This window comes from Streptomyces sp. DSM 106670 (assembly GCF_055792845.1).
Genome location: NZ_CM147704.1, coordinates 8,153,402 through 8,174,291, shown reverse-complemented (window position 1 = coordinate 8,174,291; position 20,890 = coordinate 8,153,402). Strand labels below are relative to the sequence as shown.

Sequence of the window (20,890 nt, the reverse complement as noted above, 5' to 3'; positions counted from 1 at the left end):
CAGCTCACCGCGAGCGGGTCGTACCCGCCGGGCGGCGTGGCGGACCCAGACGCAGTCGGGTAAGCACAGCCGGGCGGGCGAGGCCGGGCATGATCAGGGCCCACATCGCGCTGACCTGCTGATGCAAAGCATCACGCTCGGCAAGAGCAAGAGCGAGCAACTGCACGCCGCTGTAACAGCCGACCAGTGTGCGGGAAGCCTCCCCGGGATCGACATGATCCTGGAGCTCGCCGGCATCCCGGGCGGATTCAAGGACAGCAGTGACAGCCCCCAACGACCCCGCGTAACTGTCGGCGGTCTGGTACGGGCCCGGCTCGATCGACAAACGCACAGCGGCCCGCAGGACAGGATCCTCCAGAATACCGGCGGTGTAATGATGGCTGATATCAATCAGAGCCTGGAGCCAGAACTCAGGGACCGGACCCGCCGCCATCTGCTCGGAAACCTGCTGAAAGTAATCATGCTGGCGCGACAGAACCGCGTCACCAAGATCTTCCTTCGACGCGAAATGGTGGTAAAAACCCCCCCGGGAAACATTCGCCAGACGCTGGATCTCCGGAGTCGTCGCACCGGCATAACCTTCCCGGTCGAACACAATCCCCGCGGCCTCAACGATCCGCTGAACAGTCCGCTCACCGCGTTCCTGCACCACCGCCACGCCTCCCAAAGCCATGCCCGACGCTACCCGAAACCCCACCACCACACCCACCCCAAAACACCCCCCAGCGCCAGAGTCCCCAGGCGGCAAGGGGCCCGCCCGGGCACAGACACCCCCACCAACCACGAAGGGCCCGGGCCTCGATCCTCAAAAAATCTCGACCAGCACACCGAACACCATCAGCCCCTCACCGCTCCCAACCACAGTAAGCTCCAAGACACAGCCAGCCCGGCGATGAACAGCATCCCGCACCACACCGACATACGACGAACACGGCCAGCCACAGAGAGGGCAGCAAGCGTCCACACATCTCAAACACACCAGAGCAGCAAAATCCTGCGCAGCGAAAAACCGCGGAGGAGAAAAGGGGTAGGCAATGAAAAGGTTGCGTGGTGTTCGTCGGACAGCCCGCACACCACAAACCCAGAAATAGACCAAGAGGGGGTGGGGGCCGGCGTCGGGCTCTCCGCTACCCCGACATCAAATCACCAAAAGCCCGCCCTGGGCATTCAACATATAAACACCACCCCGGAGACCATCCGCCCCTCCTCGTCAGCGAGGCATGCGTCGTTCCAGTTCCCGTGCCTTCTCACGCAGGCCCGCGGCCCAGACCTCGTGTTCGGGCGGAGTCGACATTCCTGTCGCGGTGGAAACCTGCACGTCCTCGAACGGGGCTTCCGGAGTGGCTCCGTGTTGTGCCCAGTTCACTTCGACCCCGGCTCGCTCCGCGAGGACCAGCGTGGTGGCTATGAAACCTTCGGAGAGTGCGAGCCAGACGGCGTGGCTCGTTCTTCGGTGTCTCGTCAGAAGGGCGTTGACGAAGGTGTCGAAGGTGTCGGGGCTGATCTGGCACTCGTCGTTCTCCATCGGTCCGATGCCCGATGGGAGTGCCAATTCCGCCTCGAAGATGGCTGCTTGACGCTGGAACATGCGTGACGCCCCGTTCGACGGGTTCCACAGCGTCTCGTCGCCCATGTCGAAGTACTGGCTCATCCCGGCGCCTCCAGCTCGGTTGTGACGAGCCAGCGTATCCAGCATGATCATTGCCAGTCTTCAGGGTTTCCATGGCGGGGCAGGGCGTTCCGTCGGCACCGGCTCCGGCAGGGCGCCTGTGCGCACCATGGCGGCGGCGCTCACCGTGACGGGGCAGGTCTCCCCGGCCAGGCGCCTCAGTCGGGCTGTGACTCCAGGTGAGCGACGACGCGGCTCGAGATCTTGGTGAGCGTGTCCAGCTCGTCCTTGGTGAGGGCGTCGATGAACAGTCGGCGGACATGTTCGACGTGAACGGGTGCGGCGCCTTCGATCGCCTGATAGCCGGCCGGGGTGGCGACGATGAAGGACCCGCGTCCGTCGTCGGGGCATTCCTCCTTGGCCACCAGGCCGCGCTTCGCCATCCGACCCACCTGGTGGGACATGCGGCTCTTCTCCCACTCCACCAGCTTGGTGAGGTCCATGAAGCGCATCCGCCCACCGGCCTCGGTGAGCTTGGCCAGCACGATGAAGTCGGCCGCGGACATGCTGGAGTCAGCCTGGACGTGGCGGGAAAGACGTCCGATGAGCTTCTCCTGCATGCGGATGAAGCCGTCCCAGGCGGCCTGCTGCTCCGGGGTCAGCCAGCGCGGTGTTGCGTTCATGGGCCAAGCGTATCGAGGCCATCGGCAGGTCCTCCATACCGCTGACGCGGCCGCTTCCGGTGATTGCCCAGAACATGCTGGTCTGCTCGCACCGTTGGCGATATTCATGAATTGCGGCTTGTGGCGCCTCTCACAAGAAGTCCTGGCCTCGCAGAGGATCTTGCTGCCGCTCGCCCCGGGGGCGTCGATCCGGGGCCCGGCCGAGGTCTCCCGCCGGCGATGGCCCGCGTGGAGCCGTCCGACTGGACTGCTCACCGACGCGACGGCGCTGCCGCTGTTGTACTTGCTACATCGACGAGCCCCTCCCCGGCAGTCGGCTCCTGTCTCGGGACATGCCCTGCTGCGCGACCACGGCCTTGTCCAGGCTGTCCACTACGGTCACTCGTCCGCCGTCGCCCGGATCGGGGTCGGGCATGATCGATTCCGGGTCGACCAAGTAGACCTCGTGGCCGTCGAGTGTCAGCCGACGCGCGACTTCCAGCAGCATGCGCCGGGCCACGTCATCGATCGAATGGACCCGGGTGAGGTCCAGAGCCACCCCGGTTTCCGGGTACGAGGTGCCCACGGTCTCCCGGATGATCCTCTCGGCTCCGGCGAAGCCGATGCCGCCCTGCAGGTGAAGAGCCCGGAGGGCGTCCGGTCCGCTGCCGACGACATGGTTGGTCCGCAAGGCCGCGCGCGCGGTGGCGGGGACCTCCATCACATGCAGACCCATGTCCGACGAGAATCGTTCGAACAGTGACACCCCGCGAACGCTGTTTCCGTGGTTGTCCAGTCGCGGTGAGAACGTGGCCATGCCGATCTGTCCGGGCAGTGCGCCGATCAGGCCCCCGGCGACCCCGCTCTTCGCGGGGATGCCGACCTGGGTGCCCCAATCGCCGGCCGCGTCATACATTCCGCAGCTGAACATGACGCTCAGCACCTGGCGTACCACCGGTTCCGGGACCACCTGCTCGCCCGAGAGAGGGTTCATCCCGCGGTTCGCCAGCGTCGCGGCCATGATGGCCAGATCACGTGTGCTGACGAGCACGGAACACTGGCGGGTATAGCCGTCGACGACGGCGCTCGCGTCCTCGACGAGGATGTGGTGGCTGCGGAGCATGTGCGCGATGGCGAGGTTCCGGTGGGCGTGTTTCATCTCCGACGCGTATACGGCCTCATCCGTTCCCAGTCGACGTCCCGCGAAGGCCGAGAGGCCGTCGACCACACGTTCCAGCCGCTCGGTCGCGTTCAGCCCTTCCGCGCCGGCCAGGGAGTGGACGGTGATCGCGCCAGCGTTGATCATCGGATTGCGCGGGCGACCGGTGTCGCTTTCGAGGGAGATCTCGTTGAACGCCTCTCCGGACGGCTCGACACCGACCTTGGCGATCACAGGGTCGAACCCGCGATCCGCCAATGCCAGCGCATACACGAACGGCTTGGATATCGATTGAATCGTGAATTCGGTGTCGATGTCACCGGCCCCGTAGACCTCTCCGTCAATCATGGCGAAGGCCGCACTGAGGCGGTCGGGGTCCGCTGCAGCGAGCTCGGGGATGTATCCCGCCAGCTCTCCGGACGTGTCCGGCTGCACAGCGCCCAATACCTCGGTCAGATAGTCGGGAATGATCGACCGCATTCGTCCCCCTCAGTGGAAAACGGCAACTTCGGCGTTGCCGGATAATCCTGCCGCCGTATCACCGACGCATCGGATCCGCAGTTCTGCGCCTCGCTTCGCGCGGCACGCGTGATCAGTCTGATGTCGTCAGGCAGGGGCTCGCGGAAGGCGCCACCTTCCCCGACGAACCCCTTGCCGTGCAGGCGTAGATGGTGAGCCAGCAGCGGGCACAACGGCACGACGGTGTATTTTTCGTCGATGCTGCTGCACAGGATTTCCTGCATCAGCAGCCTCTCCAGGCCGCGTTCGTGAACATCTGGATATATTTCGGTGCGGAAGAATATTCGCTCTTCGTATTCCCCGGGAGAGATCACGAAGTCCGCCGTGCCGACAACGCTTTCATCCGCACGACGAAGGGAGTAGGAACTGATCGATGGAGTGATATCGACCCTGACCATCACGGAAGCGCCGGTTTCTCCGGCTGTTTCTCGGGTCATATGCATGTCTTCTCCTGGAAGGAGATCACGACTGGATCGGAAACATCGTGATCCAGCTCAGGTGCTTTCGGTCTACGAGTGCTCGACGAGTCCTGCCTGAGCGGGGGTCCCGGTAAGGACTCGGAGCTGAGCGGTATCGACGTTGGCGCCGAAGGCGGGTGTTCCGGGTTCGAGCCGGATACCTGCCGCGAGGTCGCCGATGATCAGCGGATCGAATCCGAACGTGTCGACCAGTGCGGACACGGTGGCGAGATCCTCGGGCAGCCGGCCGGCGATCGCGATCGCCTTGCGCCCGGGGGCGCCTGCCGCACGCGCCTCGCCCTCGAGGTCGTGGTAGCCCATGTGGTTGAAGGCCTTCACGACGCGGGCGCCCTTCAGGAACCCCTGCACGGTCTCGCTCGATGAGGCCTCCGGCGGGAGGATCGTGTCGCGCGGGCCGTCGACCTCCCACCAGTGGTTCATCGCGTCGATGACCAGCTTCCCCGCAAGTTCGGGCACGGGGAGCTCTCGGTGTCTGCCGAGCGGAAGAGCGAGGATCACCACGTCGGCGGCTTCCGCGGCCTGGGCCGGCCATACGGCCGTCGCCCCCGGGGTGAGGACCTTGGTGGTCAGCACGATCTTGGCGGGGTCGCCGGACCCGGAGATCAGGACCCGATAGCCGGCAGCGCCAGCCCGACGCGCCAGTACGGTGCCGATCTTCCCGGCCCCCAGAATCCCGATGGTGCTCATCGCTTCGCTCCGGCCGTGGCCGCGGGCTGTTCAGCCAGAAGCTCGCGGACCCGGGGGATGACCTGGGTACCGTACAGCTCGACCGCCCGAAGCCGGGCCGACGCCGAAACGGTGCCGGCGGCGGAGTAGATCAAGTCGAATCGGCCCGCGTCCAGCACCCGGACGGCGTGCGCGATCTTGGTCGCGACCGTCTCGACCGAACCGACGTACAGCGACCCGTGGTCCACCTCGGCGTTGAATTCCTCCCGGCGGAGCGGCGGCCAGCCGCGCAGCGCCCCGATCCGGTCCCGTGTCTCTTTGTACCCGGGGTAGAAGAGCTCCTTGGCCTCCTCGTCGGTGGAGGCGATGAAGCCGGGCGAGTGCAGCCCGACCGGCCGTGCGGTCGTGCCGAACTCCTCGCTCGCCCGCCGGTACAGATCCACGTAGGGAGCGAACCGGTCGGGAGCGCCGCCGATGATGGCGAGCATGAGCCGGAATCCGTACTGTGCCGTGCGGATCACGGACTGCGGTGTCCCGCCGACGCCCACCCAGGTGTTGAGGCGTCCCGATTCGGTCTTCGGGTACACGTCCGCGGCGTGCAGGGCGGGGCGTGTGGTTCCTTCCCAGGTGACCGGCGTCTCGTCCAGGAGCCGGTGGAAAAGGTCGATCTTCTCCTCGAACAGCACCTCGTAGTCCTTGAGGTCGTACCCGAACAGCGGGAACGACTCGGTGAACGAGCCGCGTCCGAGGATCACCTCGGCCCGTCCGCCGGACAGCGCGTCGACCGTGGCGAACCGCTGGAACACCCGCACCGGGTCGTCCGAGGACAACACCGTCACGCCCGACGCGAGCCGGATGCGTTTCGTGACGGTCGCGATACCGGCGAGCACGGTCTCGGGGCTGGAGATGGCGAACTCGGGCAGGTGGTGCTCGCCCAGCGCGACCACGTCGATACCGACCTCGTCGGCAAGGACCGCTTCGGCCACCGCGGCGCGGATCGCTTCCGCGTGCGAGACGATCGCGCCCCGGTCGTTGCGGGGCAGGTCTCCGAAGCTGTCGATTCCGAACTCGATTGGCGAAGCATCCATCGTGGGCCTTCCTTCAACGCTTACGTGGGCTCAGTGCGAGATCGCACGCCGCTGCGAGGCGAGGCCGGGGCCTGCCCCTGGGGGGGGGTAGGTCCGCCCGATCACAGCCCCCTTGGGCGCCCCGTCATCCCCCTGCGATTAAGTTGACACATCAACTCTGCCATTTTATTGTTTATGCGTCAACAAAGAGGTGGGCGGGCGGCGGAGTATCCGCACGTCAGCGACCTGGCGGGGAGTCCGCAGTCGGCCTGACAGCCCCACGGCGGGCGAGGCGCCGACCTGAGCGGCAAAGTGGTCAGTACCGCTCCCCCGAGGTCCGGCAAGCTGCGACTGCCGTCAGTTGCGAGCGACCTTGCATGGGTCAGGCGCTCAGACAGCCCCGTGAACCGCCATCCGAGCGTTGACCTCGCCAGTCGGATCCCCCGGCATTCAAGAGAAGGAAACGCCATGACCCATCCGTTGGTCGGCAAGAGCTACAGGTTCGAACTGGGGCCGCTCAAAGTGAACTTCACGTTCGACTCGCCTTCCCAGGGCAGTTTCGTGGTCGAGCAGGGTGGAGGGCTCGCACCCGACGGCCACGCCGAGACCGTCGAGCTGGATCTCAAGGAGATCCGCGAGGGTCTGTACCTCAATTCCTGGACCGAGGCCAGTGGCGCCACCGTGACGCATGTGGAGGACTTCGCGAACGCCACGGTGTACTCCAACGTCACCGTCGACGGCACCCTCTACAACTTCGTCGGGACCATCAAGGAGGCCTGACGACCTCACCGCGCTGCTCGTCATCGGCGAGCAGCGGCGGTGTGGTCGCCGCCTGAGCGGCCCTGGCCTCCTGGCCCTCGCCGAGCTCCGCATCCCGGGAGCCCTCCATGGGGGTCAGGCATTCGTTCAGGCTGGAGACGACCCTCATGTCGTCCTCCAGGGACAGCATGGCGGCCATCGTGAACAGGACGGAGTGTCCGTCGCCGGTGAGCGGCCGCGTGTCCGCGGACCGCGCGTCCGGCTCGGTCCCACCCTCGTCGCTCATACCGGCCGGCTCGCGATCGAGCGCTTTCACCGTGAGGTTCCTTCCCATCACTTCGCGCGGATCGTGTCCGAACCGCAGTCCCTCCCCCGGCCACCGCGAACCGTGCTTCCATGTCCTTTGCTCGCCCACCATGGCCGGAAAGGCAGAGCCGACTGCCGGCCCACAGCCTCGTGCCCGGTGGTGCCCGCCGAGCCGGTCGGCCAGGTCCTCGGCCCGGCGAGCAGAGCATCGTGCGTGGCGAGCAGGAGCATCGCGGCTTCGTCGCGGAGGTCGCGATCCAACTCCCGTTCGTCATCACGCCTTTCGGCGTCCTGGCCGATTGCCGGTTCGTCGAGGAACAGCGCATCGGCGTCGCCGAGGGGCACCAGGGCCGGCTCCCGTCAGCGAGCCCGGAGCTCTTGGCGGAGCTCGGCGGTCGAGCTCCCGCCCGCCCTGTCCGTACCGAGCAGGGCGGGCAGTCGGCCGCGTGCGGCCGGGAAGGAGACGCTGCGAACGGCCTCGTACCCAGCGGCGAACATGCGCCGCGGCTTCCCGGCCTCCATCACGTTCTGAGTCATGAGTCCAGGATCGCCCTGCTCATGCCCGTGCGGCAGGGCGAGCTGTCACGGCTCGCGGTGACAGCTGTCATCGCCGCGCATGACAAATGTCAGCAGCCGGAGCTCGCGACGGGCTACTTGGGCGACCAGCGGGGCGTGGAGGTTCCGTCCCACCGGAAGGGGTCGTCTTCCAACGCGGCGCGGTCCCACTCCCCGAGCACCGCGGCGGCCTCGTAGGTGGTGTGCAGGAACTCGGCGACCGCGCGGTCGGGGTCGGGCGCGGAGCGGACGGCCTCGTAGGGCAGCAGGAACTGCTTGAACTCGGGGCTGAAGTAGGCGCTTTCGGGACCTACCTGCCCATCGGCGAACCCTTCGGGTTCGGGATAGGCGTACGCGTAGAAGGCTCCTTCCTCACCGCCGCCGGGCCAGAATCCGCAGCTGGAAAGCTCCCGGGAGTAGCCCTCGACCATGACCCAGTCCCCGCAGTTGGGTGCGCCGCCGGGGTGCGGAGGAGCCACCCGCCCGGAGAAGCGGGTGCAGGCGAGATCCATCGCTCCCCAGAAGAAGTGCACCGGGCTGACCTTGCCCACGAAGTGCGACCGGAACTCCCCCATGACCCGGTTCGCCTGCAGCAGCTGTCGCCAGAACAGGGTCGCCGCCTCACCGTCGTAGGAGGCGTGGTCGTGGTCCTCGGCGAAGGGGATCGCCGGCTCGACCTCGTTGGGGTGCGGATGGATCGGGGCCTCGATCCCGAGCGCGTCGAGCGTGTGCCGGACCTGGGCGTAGAACTCGGCCACCGCCATGGGCCGGAGCGGAAAGCCGCGCACACCGCCGTCGCTGCTGCGGACTTCGAGCCGGTGACCGACGAAGTCGAATTCGATCTCGAACGCCCCGGAGCGGTACGGGATGGTCGATGTCGTCAGCCCGCGGGGGCTGACGTACAAGGTCACCTGCCACCAGTGGTTGACCAGGGGTGCGTGGGCCATGCGGATCTTGCCCACGATCTGGGTCCACATGTGCAGGGTGTCGCGGGTCGCGGTCCAGTCGGAGACTCTCAGGCTCGGCCAGTTCGTGGCAGCCGGTGCGGTCATCGCAGCTCACATCCTCGGTAGCGCCTGCAAGCGGGTCAGCGGTATTCGGGGTTGGCGTAGTCGGGGCGGCAGCCGGCGTCCCAGGCCGAGCGCTGGTTGCCGTAGGCGGGAAAGCCGCCGGTGTCGCGGATCATCGACGCGAGGTGGAGGAGGTTGTACGTCATGAACGAGATGTTCCGGTTGGCGAAGTCGTTCTCGGGCCCGCCGGATCCCTCGTCGAGGTAGGAAGGGCCCGGGCCGACCTCGCCGAGCCAGCCGGCGTCCGCCTGGGGCGGGACGGCGAAGCCGATGTGCTGCAGGCTGTAGAGGATGCTCATGGCGCAGTGCTTGAGGCCGTCCTCGTTGCCGGTGATCAGGCAGCCGCCGACACGTCCGTAGTAGGCGTACTGCCCCTGCTCGTTGAGCACGCCGGAGTAGCCGTAGAGCCGTTCGATGACGCGCCGGGTCACCGAGCTGTTGTCTCCGAGCCAGATCGATCCGCCGATGACGAGGATGTCGGCGGCGAGGATCCGCTGAAGGAGTGCGGGCCACTCGTCGGTGTCCCAGCCGTGTTCGGTCATGTCCGGGCGGACACCGGTGGCGATGTCGTGGTCGACGGCGCGGATCTGGTCCACGCTGACTCCGTTCGCCTCCATGATGGCCACGCTGCGGTCGATCACACCCTGGGTGTGGCTGCGCTCGGGAGATCGTTTCAGGGTGCAGTTGATGTACATCGCGCTCAGCCCGCTGAAGTCGGGCTTTTCGATCACGGGAGCGTTCATCGCGGTGGTCCTTCCGGGTATTCGGTGCTGTCGGCCCCCGAGAGCCGACTTCTTCGTGTCCGGCCTTATGCGTATCCGGCACGGCAGCCTGGCGGCAGGCAGTGTGCGAGGACCGCGCTCCTACTTCGCTTCCAGGGTCTCCGCGCAGGAAAAGACAAGCCTTCCGGAAGGTGGGTCCGGAGGCGACTCGGCGATGTGCCACGACTCGTTCCGGAATTGACCGACGTCGTGGCCGGAGATTCCCTGGATCCGGGCGTGCAAAACCCTGGGACGGTCCTGTTCACCCTTCACGCCGAACCGGACCCTGCCCCGTAACTTCCGAAATTTCTGTCTCCTGTGTGCAGACAGGAGAAAATTCGTCGTCGAATCCTGCGATCACCTCGCACTGATTGTCCGACCATGCTCCCCTCGGGCGACGGCTTGCGCATGCCGCCGTACACTAGCACCGACACTTGACGTGTCAACTAGATGCCTCTCCGCGCCGGAAGACCTGGCCACTCCTGTCGGCGTCCAGGTTGGCGATGATCTTCTCGGCGAGCGTGCGCAGTTGCGCGATCTCGGTCGCGGTGAGACCCGAGAGCACGACGTCACGGGCGAAGACGTCCTGCAGTGGAAGCACTCGTTCCACGAGGTCGAGGCCGCGTCGCGTGAGGACGGCCTGATAGGCGCGGCCCTTGTCGGGGGTGTCCTCACGACGGAGCAGACCGGCCTCCTCCAGCGAACGGAGTGCGTGGGAGAGCCGGCTCTTGTGGAACCGCAGTGCGCGACCCAGGCGGGTGAGTCCCATCGTGTACCGGTCCGCACCCGCGAGCAGCGCAAGGATCTTGAAGTGGCTGTGCGCGATGCCCGCGTCGCACTGCGTCTTCCGCTCCAGCTCGGCTTCGACCAGGTGCGCGAGAATCACCAGCGACTGCCAGTTCTCCCGATGCTCTCCTGCCGCCCAGGGCTTCGCGACGTCGGCGGATTCAGCAGAGGGAAGGAGTCGGTCCTGTCCGCCGGGCTGCGGCGATACGAGATCGGACAATCGGGTCCGCCACCTCTCCGGCTCTGCCCGGCTTGCCAAACAGCGAAGCCTTCGTATTATTGGGTCCATCAGTGAGTTGCGCGTTCAACTCACCTCTATGACTACCCTCGTAAGAGGAATCTAGTCGTGCCGCACGTCAGCTCTCCGCTAAGACGCTCGCGGCATACCCCGGCGCATTGCGGGTGAGGCCGGCCAACGAATCCGACACGCGAACGATGTTCACGGTGACCAGCGGCAGAATGACGGCCTACGGTCCACACCGGAACGGTCGCCGTCGAGATCGTGGGAATTCACCCGCAGGCCATTCTCGTTCCCCGGCATGACGCCGTATTCGGTCGTGGCCCTCGACGGTCGGCCGTACCGGCCGACCGGAACCTTCAAGGAGTCCAGGTATGTCGAACAAGGAAACCCTGCTCACAGCCATGCGGGAGCTTTTCCACGACAAGGATGTGACCGCTCTGGACCGCTACTGGGCCGAGCCGTACATCCAGCACAGCCCCAACCTGCCCAACGGGCTGGACGGACTCCGCGCCGCGGTGCCGACGCTGGAGGGCTTCCGCTGGAATCCCGAGCGGGTGTTCGAGGACGGCGACTTCGTCATCGCGCACAGCCGGGTGAGCGGCTGGCATCCCGACGGCGACGCGGCGATCGTCGACATCTTCCGCTTCGAGAACGGCCGCGTCGTCGAGCACTGGGACGTCGTCCAGCCGTACGTCGAGGCGGACCGGACCGTCAGCGGCAACCCGATGGTCTGACGCGGGGACATCGTTCGACCAGCACGTTCGTCTATCTCGGAAAGGGAGAAGAACATGGGGTACATCACCGTCGGCAGTGAGAACAGCACGCCGATCGAGCTGTACTACGAGGACCAGGGAACGGGTCAGCCCGTCGTGCTGATCCACGGGTATCCGTTGAACGGTCACAGCTGGGAGCGGCAGACCCGGGACCTGCTGGAGGCCGGATACCGCGTCATCACCTACGACCGTCGTGGCTTCGGCCGGTCGTCGAAGGTCGGTACGGGATACGGCTACGACACGTTCGCCGCCGACCTGAACGCCCTGCTGGAAGATCTCGATCTCCGCGATGTCGTTCTCGTCGGCTTCTCGATGGGCACGGGCGAGCTTGCTCGCTACGTCTCGCGGTACGGGCACGAGAGAGTCGCGAAGCTGGCGTTCCTGGCCTCGCTGGAGCCGTTCCTCGTCGCTCGCGACGACAACCCCGACGGGGTGCCGCAAGAGGTGTTCGACGGAATCGCGGCAGCGGCGAAGGGTGACCGGTACGCCTGGTACACCCAGTTCTTCGCCAACTTCTACAACCTCGACGAGAACCTCGGCAGCCGTATCAGCCAGGAGGCTGTGACCGCGAGCTGGAACGTCGCGACGTCGAGCGCGCCCGTGGCGGCCTACGCGGTCGTTCCCGCCTGGATCGAGGACTTCCGCGCCGATGTCGAGGCGGTCCGCGACAGCGGCAAGCCGGCCCTCATCCTGCACGGAACGGCCGACCAGATCCTGCCCATCGACGCGACCGCCCGGCGTTTCCGCCGTGAGCTGCCCGAGGCGCAGTACGTGGAGGTCGAGGGCGCCCCGCACGGACTGCTCTGGACGCATGCCGACGAGGTCAACGCGGCCCTTCGCGCCTTCCTCGGCTAGGACGGCCGCAACACCGGCCCCCTTCTCCTCGCCCCGCAGCGGCCGATCAGCCGCTGCGGGGCGAGGAGAAGCTTGTGTCGGCCGCGGGTCGGCGCGTCGGTGTCCTCGACACCGTGGCTCCGTTCCGGTGGAACTGGAAGAACGAGTGCACCCGACGGACGGACCGAAGGGAGTGAGACGAAGGAAAAGACAGTGGTGGGAACGCGAAAAGAGCGGCATACGACCGGCACCGCTCGGACCGCCCGCGAAGAATCGGCGCGCGGACGGCGCGGTCAGCGCAGTCCGGGACGGTCTCCGTGGACGTGGGTGTCCTTCGCTCTTCTGACCGTTGTCGTCTCCGTGCTCTCCTGGCTCAACCGGAGCCCGTGGTGGGGGTGGGTGCTCGTCGCCGCCGCCCTGGGGGTGCTCGTTCTCACCGTGCGCTGGTGGCTTCGAGGTCCCGCTCTGCTCAAGGCGGGGGCGTGGCTGCTGGCGGCGGTGTTCGTCTGCACCACGGCCGTCCTCGCCTATCCGTCGCCGCAGAACCGCGTGGCGGGAGGCGCCGATCCCTGGCCGTCCCGGACCGTGGTGACGCAAGAAGGGCCGGTCAGGGGCGTTCTCAACGATGAGCGCGATGTCGAGATCTTCGCCGGGATTCCCTATGCCCGCCCCCCGGTCGGAGACCGACGCTGGCGTCCGCCGCAGCCCCCCGAACCTCGTACGGGGCTGCTCAGCGCCGACCGGTTCTCCGACGTTCCCGTTCAGCCGGCCTCCACCTTCCTCACCCGGGCACTGTCGCAGGTGGTGGAAGCTCCCTTGGAGAACACGCTCCTCAATCCCTATCCGGTGAGCGAGGACAGTCTCTACCTCAACATCTGGCGCGGCAGGAAGCCCGCATCGGCGAAACTCCCCGTGATCGTCTACATACCCGGCGGAGGATTCGCCACCGGATCCGGCGCCCTCCCGCTGTACGACGGTGAGTCGCTGGCCTCCAGAGGCGAGACGATCGCCGTCACGATCAACTACCGGCTCGGGGTGCTCGGCTTCCTGTCGCACCCCGCGCTGGCCGAGGAGTCCGAGGCCGGCGCCTCGGGCAACTACGGCGTACTCGACCAGATCGCCGCTCTGCGGTGGGTCCGTCAGAACATCGCGGCCTTCGGCGGCGACCCGGACCGGGTGACGATCGCGGGTCAGTCCGCCGGTGGCGAGAGCGTGTGCGTCCTCGGGGCGACACCGCGCGCGAAGGGGCTGGTCCACGGCATCATCGGCGGCGGTGGAGCCTGCATGGGGACGCGCGGGAACACCGAGCGGGGCGATCAGTACGACACCGGGCCGGCGGCCGAGGAGGCGGGGCGGCGCCTGAGCGAGAAGCTCGGGGGCGCCACCGTGGAGGAGATGCGCCGCATGCCCGTGGAACGGGTGGTGGACGCGGCCAAGTCGCTGAAGAGCCACTGGCGGCCGTCCATCGACGGCCTGGTGCTGGACCGGACTCCCGCGGAGATATACGCCGCGGGCGACCAACTGGATGTGCCCATGCTCGTCGGGAGCAACGCGGACGAGGCCTCTCTCGCTCTGCTGAGCCCCCCGGACGCCGACGTGGGCGGCTACCGGCAGAAGGTGCGTCAGGAACACGGTGCGGACGCGGAGCTCTTCCTGCGCCTCTACCCCGGCGACACGGAGGAGCAGGTGCTCGATTCCCTCCTCCGGGCCGAGACCGACAAGATCATGACCCGGGCCATGCGGCAGTGGGGGACCTTGCAGACGCGGACGGGGAAGGCGGACGTCTACTCCTACTACTTCGCGCACGTCCCCCCGGAAGCCGGTCTCCGGAGGTTCGGCGCCTATCACGGGGCGGAGGTGATGTACGCGTACGACAACCTCGGCAAGGACGGGCACGCCGCCTACGGGCGGCGCGACTACACCCTGCGTGACCAGATGAGCGGGTTCTGGATCAACTTCGCACGTACGGGAGATCCCAACGGGCCGGGGCTGCCGGTCTGGCCCACCCTGCGGGAGGAGGCCGAGAAGGTGATGAGGTTCGATGGCGGCAGCACCGTCGTACCCCGGCCTCGCCCCGATGCCGTCGACTTCTGGATGCGCTACGACGGGCCTCTCGCGTAGCGCGTCCCGAGCCGGCGTCGGCCGCCCGCGGGATCACGACTCCCGCGGGCGGTGGTTTCAGGAGGTGGGCGGGTTACGGCGGGGTGCGAGCGTCGCGTTGGGCAGTTCCGGGGCCGGCAGCCGATCACCGGCGTACCCCTCCACCGCGCCGAAGCGTTCGGACGCCTCCTCCCAGTCCTTGCGGGCCCGCACGATGTCGTCGTGGCTGCGGCCGATGAAGTTCCACCACATGACGATCTCCTCCTCGAAAGGCGGACCGCCCAGCAGGATGACCCGGGCCCGGGCAGAAGATGTGTTGCGGACAGTCAGCGAACCGTTGCCCGGAGGCAGGAATCCGAGCTGGGCAGGGCTCAGCGCCGTCCCGTTGAGCTCGATGTCTCCCTCGTCCACCAGGAGGCCGTGTTCGAAGGTGGCGTCGACGCTCAGCGTGAGGGAGGCGCCGGCCTCCAGGATCAGCTCGGCGCCGAGCAGCGGCGTGAAGGTGTGGACCGGCGAGACCGCGTCCAGCAGGGAGCCGAGGAACACCCTGATCTCGGCGCCGTCCTTCCGGATCGGTGATGGCACGTACCGCTGGAAGTCCCGTTCCGCCTCGCGGTGTTCGTCCGGCAGCGCCACCCACAGCTGCACGCCGTGCAGGACGGTGGTGCGAGCGGTGGAGACCTCGGAATGGCAGATGCCGCGGCCCCCCGTCATCAGATTGATCTCGCCGGGGCGCACATAGGCGTGGCTGCCGAGACTGTCCCGGTGCTCCACCTCGCCGTCGAACAGCCAGGTGACCGTCTGCAGGCCGGTGTGGGGATGCGGCGGGAGGTCCATCCCGCCGCGCAGGGCGACGTCGTCGGGTCCGTAGTGGTCGACGAAGCACCAGGCGCCCACGAAACTGCGGGCCCGCTGAGGAAGGGTGCGGCGCACGTTCATGGACCGCGGGCCGCCCAGGGGGACATCACGCGGTGTCAGGATCTCAACGCTGTGGAGGGCGGGTTCAGCCGCCTCCGGTACCCGCGTGCCGTGCCTGCCGACGGGTTCACGTTCGACGTTGCTCATGCTCGACTCTCCAGACATATAGTTTACTGTTCAACATTACTTCGATCGCAGGGAGCAGACCGTGACCATCACCTCGGCATCGAGCCGCGCCAAGAAGGTGTTCATCGACAAGTTCGACCCCGAAGCGTTCCGCGCTCTCGCACGGACCGCACAGGCCGCCGGAGCGGCGGCCGCCCGCGCCGGCCTGCCGGTCACCCTGGTGGAACTGGTCAACCTGCGCGTCTCCCAGATCAACGGATGCGCCTACTGCCTGCGCGCCCACACTCGCGCGGCGCTCGAAGCCGGGGAGAGCCCGGAGCGCCTCGGGCTGCTGCCCGCCTGGCGCGAGACCGAGGTCTTCACCGCCGCGGAGCGCGCCGCGCTGACCCTGGCGGAGGAGACGACCAGCCTGAACGGATCCGCGCGGGGCGGTGCGGCCGCCGCGGCACGCGACGATCTCACCGACGAGCAGATCTCGGCCGTGCTCTGGGTCGCCATCAGCATCAACGCGTTCAACCGCGTGTCGATCATGAGCGGGCACCCGGTGAAGGAGGCCTGACACCGGAGCGGTCGACGCCCCCCTCCGTGGAGACGAGCCGCAGTCCGCGGCCTCTCCACGAGGGCGCCGACGGCCGTCAGTAGCGGCGTCTCCCAGCTGGCCCGCTCGATGCCTCCCGGCAACGCGAGGCTCGCACGCGTCCACACCGTGCACGTATCGACCCTTTCTCCACACTCGTCGACGGTCCGGCCGATCCGGTCCTCGCCGCCCCTCTCTCCGGCACAGCGACGCCCGGGCCGCCATGAAGTAGACGTATCAACTATATTGGCTGCCGATCGTCACACAACACAGGTGTGCAGTCCGAGGGGAGAAGTCCGGCGATGCGGAATCAGACCGTGGCCCAGCAGATGGTGGACGTCCTGCGCCAGGCGGGGGTTGAGCGGATCTACGGGGTGGTGGGCGACAGCCTCAATTCGGTGGTCGACGCGGTGCGCCGCACGGACGGCATCGAGTGGGTACACGTACGGAACGAGGAGGCGGCCGCGTTCGCCGCGGCGGCGGAGGCACAGCTGACCGGCAGACTCGCGGTGTGCGCCGGAAGCTGCGGCCCCGGGAATACGCACCTGATCCAGGGCCTGTACGACGCGCACCGTTCCGGTGCGCCCGTCCTCGCCATCGCCTCCCACATCCCGTCCCACCAGATCGGCACCGGCTTCTTCCAGGAGACCCACCCGGAACGGCTGTTCACCGATTGCAGCGACTACTGCGAGATGATCAGCACACCCGGGCAGATGCCACGGGTTCTGCGGATCGCCATGCAACGCGCTCTGGGCAACAGCGGGGTGTCGGTCCTGGTGATACCCGGCGATGTCGCACACGACAAGGCCGTCAACCCGACGGGAGCCGGCCACCTGGTCACCGAGCGCGGCCGGGTCGTCGCCCCGGCCGCACAGGTGCGGAAGCTGGCCGACAAGCTCAACGCGGCACGGAAGGTGATGCTCTTCTGCGGCGCGGGAGTGCGGGACGCCCACGCCGAGGTCATGGCGCTCGCCGAGAAGGCGGGCGCCCCCGTCGGGCACAGCTTGCGGGGCAAGGAGTGGATCCAGTTCGACAACGCCTACGACATCGGCATGAGCGGTCTGCTCGGCTACGGCGCCTGCTTCGACGCGATGCACGAGGCCGACCTGGTCGTCCTGCTCGGTACCGACTTCCCGTACAACGACTTCCTGCCGCAAGCACGAAGCGTGCAGATCGACCACGACGCCGGCCGTCTCGGCCGTCGCACCGTTCTGGAGCTCGGGGTGCACGGTGACGTACGGGAGACGCTGCGGGCCGTGCTCCCGTTGGTCGAGGCGAAGGAGGACCGCGGCTTTCTGCACCGGATGCTGCGCAAGCACGCCCGCTCGCTGGAGGCGGTGGTCTCCCCCTACACCCATGACGTCGAGCGGCACACCCCCATCCACCCCGAGTACGCGGCCTCGGTTCTGGACGAACTCGCCTCCGACGACGCGGTGTTCACCGTGGACACCGGCATGTCCAACGTGTGGGCAGCGCGCTATCTGACCCCCAACGGCCGGCGCCGGGTGATCGGTTCGTTCGTGCACGGCACGATGGCCAACGCTCTGCCGCACGCCATCGGCGCACAGTTCGCCGAACCCGGGCGCCAGGTGATCTCGATGTCGGGTGACGGTGGACTGGGCATGCTGATGGGCGAACTGCTCACCGTGAAGCTGCACGATCTGCCGGTGAAGACGATCGTCTTCAACAACTCCTCGCTCGGCATGGTCAAGCTGGAGATGCTGGTCGAAGGACTGCCCGAGCACGAGACCGACCACGAGCCGGTGGACTTCGCGGCCATCGCCCGCAGCGTGGGCATCGAGTCGATCCGCATCGAGCACCCCGGGGATGTCGCCGAAGGGCTCAAGCGGGCGCTCGCCCATGACGGACCGTTCCTGGTCGACCTGGTGACCGACCCCAACGCGCTCTCCATACCGCCGCACATCTCGGCCGCCCAGATCAAGGGGTTCGCCTTCGCCGCGGGCCGGACGGTGCTCGACGGAGGCGTCGGCAAGATGCTCGACCTGGCTCGGGCGAATCTGCGCAACATCCCCCGCCCCTGAGCGGATCCGGCCAGCACCATCCGCATCAGGAAAGGTTTTATCGATGGAAGAGACACTGCGAGGGATCGGCTCATGACCTCCACTCCCCTGCGCTGGTCCGACACGGCACACGAGGTGCTGTCAGGAGACCTGAACGTCGCGGTCGCCTACGTCACCCCGGCCGGTGGCGCCGTCGTCGTCAGCGTCTCCCCGCTCGGCCTCACCGACCGGACTGCGGGACGGATCGGGTTCACTACCTCGCTCGGCTTCCCCAAGAAGCTGGAGCGCATCCTCCGTGATCCCCGTATCGCGCTCGCCTACCACACGCGCGAACACGGATTCGCCCGCCCGGAGGACTACGTCCTCGCCCAGGGCGACGCCGTGGTGGACATGCGCCCTTCGCCCCAGCGACTGGACGATGTTCTCAACGCGTCCGATCGCTTCTTCGGCCCGGGAAAGAGCGGCCGGGCCTGGGACTGGCTGCTGCACGAGTACCGACGAGCCCGGGTGTGCGTCGATGTCGACGTCAGGAGGATGGCCAGCTGGCCCGACCTGGCCGCCTACGGGCCGCAAGAGGTCACCGGACCCGCCTGGCCGGACGCCCCCGCGGAACAGCGGGCGCCCGAGAACGGCACAGCACCTCGCGTCGACGTCGCCAAGCTCTCGCGGAAGATCAACCCCCTTCCGTACCGGCTGCTGGCCTACCGGGGTGCGGACGGGTACCCCGTGGTGGTGCCGGTCGAGATCGTCGGGCGTGACCACACCGGGTTCCGGCTGCTGTCACCTCCGGGTCTGCTTCCGCCCGGCGGGAGGCGCGCGGGTCTGCTCGCACACTCCTTCCGCCCGCAGAACGTCGGTCTGGCCATGATGACCTTCACCGGCTGGCTGACGGCCCGGAGCGATACGGAGGCTCTCTACGCCCCCCACACCTCCACGGCCTTGGCCGCACCGGCGAACAGGACCGTGCAGGCCCTGGGCAACGGAATTCTGGCCAAGCACGGCGTATGGCGGGCCGGACGTGACGGCACCGGCGAGCGGCTGCGTATCCTCGCCGAGCAGCAAGGTCAGCAGGAGAGCTGAGGTCGGCAAGGAGAACTGAGGCCGGCAAAGGACGCTGCGCCCGGCGTCGGTGAAGCTGCGGGCCGTACGGGTGTCCATGACCGCGGGTCCGCTCTCAGGACGCCTCCTCACACCCCGATCTACCGTCCTACCGTGTTGTAAAGTGGACCAATTGGTCAGTAGGCGACGTCAGGACGGGCGGGTGGATCGGGTGACCGACGGGCGACAGACACGCAACGCCGAGCGCACACGGCGTGCGGTGCTCGATGCGGCCGTCCAGGTGATCCTGGACAAGGGTGCCGCCGTGACCCTGGCTCAGGTGGCCGCGGCCGCCGGGGTGTCGAAGAGTGGTCTGATCCACCATTTCGGCAGCAGGGACCAGTTGGTGGTCGCTCTGGTGGAGGACACGCACGAACGCTTCCGGGAGACGGTCCGCAGCCACCTCGACCTGTCCGAGAACTACCCGGGAAAGATGCTCCGCGCGTACGTTCGCGCGCTCTGCGCGGGGAGCGCCGAGGCTGCGACGGCCCGCGACTTCACGTCGGCACCGATGTGGGGCGGTCTCTACACGATCCCCGCGGTCGCTCCGGTCATGGAGGAGAACGCCGCGTGGTGGGACGAGCAGCTCGCCCTCGACGGGATCAGCCCCGAACGCATCCTGATCGTGCGGAGGGCCGCCGAGGGGATCGCCATGGCCGCCGTCTACGGAGAGCAGGACGAGAGCAGCATCTCGACCGCGCGCGACCTTCTGCTGGAGCTGGCCAGCGAGGGCACCTTCCGCACCCCTCTCTGAACCCCTGGGCAACGGTTCGGGCCCGGGAGAGTCTCCCGGGCCCGAGCCGTCATGCGGAATCCCGTCGCGGTGGACGCGCACCGGCGCCATCGGCCGATGGCATCACCCGTCGTCAGAGGGTGACGATGAGCTTCCCCTGGACATGACCGCCCTCGGCTTCCCGGTGCGCGTCCGCGATCCTGTCCAGCGGGTACGTCGCCTGTACGTAGGGGGTGTACGCGCCCCGGCCGCCCAGCGCGGCACCCTCCGCCAGCACCGCCGCGTCGTTCTCGGCGTAGACGTGCCGTACTCCGAGCTCCGCCGAGCGGACCGCGTCGGCAACCGTCACGACGCGGTCCACGTGGCCGACGAGGGTGACGAGGTCGGCGAGCGATCCGGATGCCGCCAGATCGAGCGCCGCGTCCACTCCCCCGGGGGCGAGTTCGCGGACCCGGTCGGCCAGTCCGTCACCGTAGGCGGTGGGCACGGCGCCCAGCGTTCGCAGATAGGCGTGCTTGGCCGGGCTCGACGTACCGATGACCGTGGCACCACGCGCCGCCGCCATCGCGACGGCGGCACCGCCCACCCCGCCGGCGGCTCCCTCGATCAGCAGGGTGCGGCCGGAGAGGTCACCGAGCGCGTCGAGCGCGCGGCCCGCGGTGGCGACCGCGAGACCGGCTCCGGCGGCCTGTTCCAGGGTCCACGCTTCGGGCACCGCGGACCAGGCGGTCAGCACGGCGTACTCCGCGGACGCCCCGAAGATGCCGCCGAGGCCGAACACCTCGTCACCCACAGTCACGCCCGAAACGCCCTCGCCGACCTCGTCCACCACTCCGGCGGCATCGCGACCGGGGATCGCCGGGAACTCGACGGGGAAGTGCTCGCGGACCTCTCCCGAGCGGAGCTTCCAGTCGACGGGGTTGACGCCGGCCGCGGCCACCCGGATGCGTATCTCACCGGGACCGGCGTGCGGCTCAGGGACATCGTCGATGACGATCACGTCGGCGGGGCCGTAGTCGTGGTAGCGGGCAGCACGCATGAAGTCACTCCTAGATCCGAAAATTACTTACT

23 protein-coding genes are annotated in these 20,890 nt (G+C 67.7%); 8 read left to right on the top strand and 15 right to left on the bottom strand.

Annotated elements, in window-relative coordinates:
* Positions 1-4: 4 nt before the first annotated feature.
* The 7 genes from ACSMXR_RS36015 to ACSMXR_RS35985 all read right to left on the bottom strand — a co-directional run bounded on the left by ACSMXR_RS36015 (position 5) and on the right by ACSMXR_RS35985 (position 6,182).
* Positions 5-673, bottom strand: coding sequence for a ScbR family autoregulator-binding transcription factor (locus ACSMXR_RS36015; RefSeq protein ID WP_364886583.1), 669 nt, complete (start codon positions 671-673; stop codon positions 5-7).
* A 537-nt stretch (positions 674-1,210) separates the two neighbouring features.
* Positions 1,211-1,651 carry a DUF6086 family protein gene (locus ACSMXR_RS36010; RefSeq protein ID WP_473170869.1) on the bottom strand — a complete coding sequence of 147 codons (441 nt, stop codon included), beginning with the start codon at positions 1,649-1,651 and terminating at the stop codon, positions 1,211-1,213.
* A gap of 176 nt (positions 1,652-1,827) precedes the next feature.
* Complete coding sequence (locus ACSMXR_RS36005) at positions 1,828-2,292, bottom strand: MarR family winged helix-turn-helix transcriptional regulator (RefSeq protein WP_381795874.1); 465 nt, start codon at positions 2,290-2,292, stop codon at positions 1,828-1,830.
* 286 nt (positions 2,293-2,578) lie between these two features.
* A complete protein-coding gene (locus ACSMXR_RS36000; protein ID WP_473170868.1) occupies positions 2,579-3,910 on the bottom strand; it encodes a glutaminase in 1,332 nt (443 codons plus the stop codon).
* Positions 3,883-4,392 carry a GNAT family protein gene (locus ACSMXR_RS35995; RefSeq protein WP_473170867.1) on the bottom strand — a complete coding sequence of 170 codons (510 nt, stop codon included), beginning with the start codon at positions 4,390-4,392 and terminating at the stop codon, positions 3,883-3,885. Before ACSMXR_RS35995 ends, ACSMXR_RS36000 begins: the two co-directional genes overlap by 28 nt.
* Before the next feature lie 66 nt (positions 4,393-4,458).
* Positions 4,459-5,115, bottom strand: a complete 657-nt coding sequence (locus tag ACSMXR_RS35990; protein WP_137233064.1) for an NADPH-dependent F420 reductase — start codon at positions 5,113-5,115, stop codon at positions 4,459-4,461.
* Positions 5,112-6,182, bottom strand: coding sequence for an LLM class flavin-dependent oxidoreductase (locus ACSMXR_RS35985; RefSeq protein WP_137233065.1), 1,071 nt, complete (start codon positions 6,180-6,182; stop codon positions 5,112-5,114). Before ACSMXR_RS35985 ends, ACSMXR_RS35990 begins: the two co-directional genes overlap by 4 nt.
* 447 nt (positions 6,183-6,629) lie before the next feature.
* Here ACSMXR_RS35985 and ACSMXR_RS35980 point away from each other — a divergent pair, with 447 nt between their 5' ends.
* Positions 6,630-6,941 (top strand): MoaF-related domain-containing protein, encoded by a 312-nt coding sequence (locus ACSMXR_RS35980; RefSeq protein WP_103512646.1) that lies wholly within the window; start codon positions 6,630-6,632, stop codon positions 6,939-6,941.
* Here ACSMXR_RS35980 and ACSMXR_RS35975 read toward each other — a convergent pair.
* The 6 genes from ACSMXR_RS35975 to ACSMXR_RS35950 all read right to left on the bottom strand — a co-directional run bounded on the left by ACSMXR_RS35975 (position 6,928) and on the right by ACSMXR_RS35950 (position 10,618).
* Entirely contained in the window at positions 6,928-7,236 is a 309-nt protein-coding gene (locus ACSMXR_RS35975; protein ID WP_473170866.1) for a hypothetical protein, read from the bottom strand. The genes ACSMXR_RS35980 and ACSMXR_RS35975 overlap by 14 nt on opposite strands.
* A 17-nt stretch (positions 7,237-7,253) precedes the next feature.
* On the bottom strand, positions 7,254-7,571 hold the full coding sequence (locus tag ACSMXR_RS35970) for a hypothetical protein (RefSeq protein ID WP_473170865.1): 318 nt from the start codon (positions 7,569-7,571) through the stop codon (positions 7,254-7,256).
* 15 nt (positions 7,572-7,586) lie between these two features.
* Positions 7,587-7,763, bottom strand: coding sequence for a hypothetical protein (locus ACSMXR_RS35965; protein WP_218527293.1), 177 nt, complete (start codon positions 7,761-7,763; stop codon positions 7,587-7,589).
* Between the two features lie 113 nt (positions 7,764-7,876).
* Positions 7,877-8,833 carry a DUF5996 family protein gene (locus ACSMXR_RS35960; protein WP_473170864.1) on the bottom strand — a complete coding sequence of 319 codons (957 nt, stop codon included), beginning with the start codon at positions 8,831-8,833 and terminating at the stop codon, positions 7,877-7,879.
* A gap of 35 nt (positions 8,834-8,868) precedes the next feature.
* Positions 8,869-9,594, bottom strand: coding sequence for a flavodoxin family protein (locus tag ACSMXR_RS35955; protein ID WP_137233067.1), 726 nt, complete (start codon positions 9,592-9,594; stop codon positions 8,869-8,871).
* Between the two features lie 460 nt (positions 9,595-10,054).
* A complete protein-coding gene (locus ACSMXR_RS35950; RefSeq protein WP_473170863.1) occupies positions 10,055-10,618 on the bottom strand; it encodes a MarR family winged helix-turn-helix transcriptional regulator in 564 nt (187 codons plus the stop codon).
* Positions 10,619-11,010: 392 nt separating this feature from the next.
* Here ACSMXR_RS35950 and ACSMXR_RS35945 point away from each other — a divergent pair, with 392 nt between their 5' ends.
* The 3 genes from ACSMXR_RS35945 (at position 11,011) to ACSMXR_RS35935 (ending at position 14,367) form a co-directional block, all read left to right on the top strand.
* Positions 11,011-11,373 carry a nuclear transport factor 2 family protein gene (locus ACSMXR_RS35945; RefSeq protein WP_030089380.1) on the top strand — a complete coding sequence of 121 codons (363 nt, stop codon included), beginning with the start codon at positions 11,011-11,013 and terminating at the stop codon, positions 11,371-11,373.
* A 54-nt stretch (positions 11,374-11,427) separates the two neighbouring features.
* The gene (locus ACSMXR_RS35940) at positions 11,428-12,267 is read left to right on the top strand and encodes an alpha/beta fold hydrolase (protein WP_473170862.1); all 840 of its coding nucleotides are present in this window, start codon (positions 11,428-11,430) and stop codon (positions 12,265-12,267) included.
* 306 nt (positions 12,268-12,573) lie between these two features.
* Positions 12,574-14,367, top strand: coding sequence for a carboxylesterase family protein (locus ACSMXR_RS35935; protein ID WP_473170861.1), 1,794 nt, complete (start codon positions 12,574-12,576; stop codon positions 14,365-14,367).
* A 57-nt stretch (positions 14,368-14,424) separates the two neighbouring features.
* On the opposite strand, the gene ACSMXR_RS35930 is transcribed toward ACSMXR_RS35935, so the two are convergent.
* Positions 14,425-15,411, bottom strand: coding sequence for a pirin family protein (locus ACSMXR_RS35930; RefSeq protein ID WP_473170860.1), 987 nt, complete (start codon positions 15,409-15,411; stop codon positions 14,425-14,427).
* A 61-nt stretch (positions 15,412-15,472) separates the two neighbouring features.
* On the opposite strand from ACSMXR_RS35930, the gene ACSMXR_RS35925 reads away from it, so the two are divergent.
* The 4 genes from ACSMXR_RS35925 (at position 15,473) to ACSMXR_RS35910 (ending at position 19,840) form a co-directional block, all read left to right on the top strand.
* Positions 15,473-15,949 (top strand): carboxymuconolactone decarboxylase family protein, encoded by a 477-nt coding sequence (locus ACSMXR_RS35925; protein WP_137233071.1) that lies wholly within the window; start codon positions 15,473-15,475, stop codon positions 15,947-15,949.
* A gap of 320 nt (positions 15,950-16,269) precedes the next feature.
* Complete coding sequence (locus tag ACSMXR_RS35920) at positions 16,270-18,009, top strand: pyruvate dehydrogenase (protein WP_364891472.1); 1,740 nt, start codon at positions 16,270-16,272, stop codon at positions 18,007-18,009.
* 72 nt (positions 18,010-18,081) lie between these two features.
* Positions 18,082-19,068: a hypothetical protein gene (locus ACSMXR_RS35915; RefSeq protein ID WP_473170859.1), complete on the top strand. Its 987-nt coding sequence runs from the start codon at positions 18,082-18,084 to the stop codon at positions 19,066-19,068.
* Positions 19,069-19,258: 190 nt separating this feature from the next.
* The gene (locus tag ACSMXR_RS35910) at positions 19,259-19,840 is read left to right on the top strand and encodes a TetR/AcrR family transcriptional regulator (RefSeq protein WP_218527286.1); all 582 of its coding nucleotides are present in this window, start codon (positions 19,259-19,261) and stop codon (positions 19,838-19,840) included.
* A gap of 112 nt (positions 19,841-19,952) precedes the next feature.
* Here ACSMXR_RS35910 and ACSMXR_RS35905 read toward each other — a convergent pair whose 3' ends face one another.
* Positions 19,953-20,858, bottom strand: a complete 906-nt coding sequence (locus ACSMXR_RS35905) for an NADP-dependent oxidoreductase (RefSeq protein WP_473170858.1) — start codon at positions 20,856-20,858, stop codon at positions 19,953-19,955.
* Positions 20,859-20,890 lie beyond the last annotated feature (32 nt).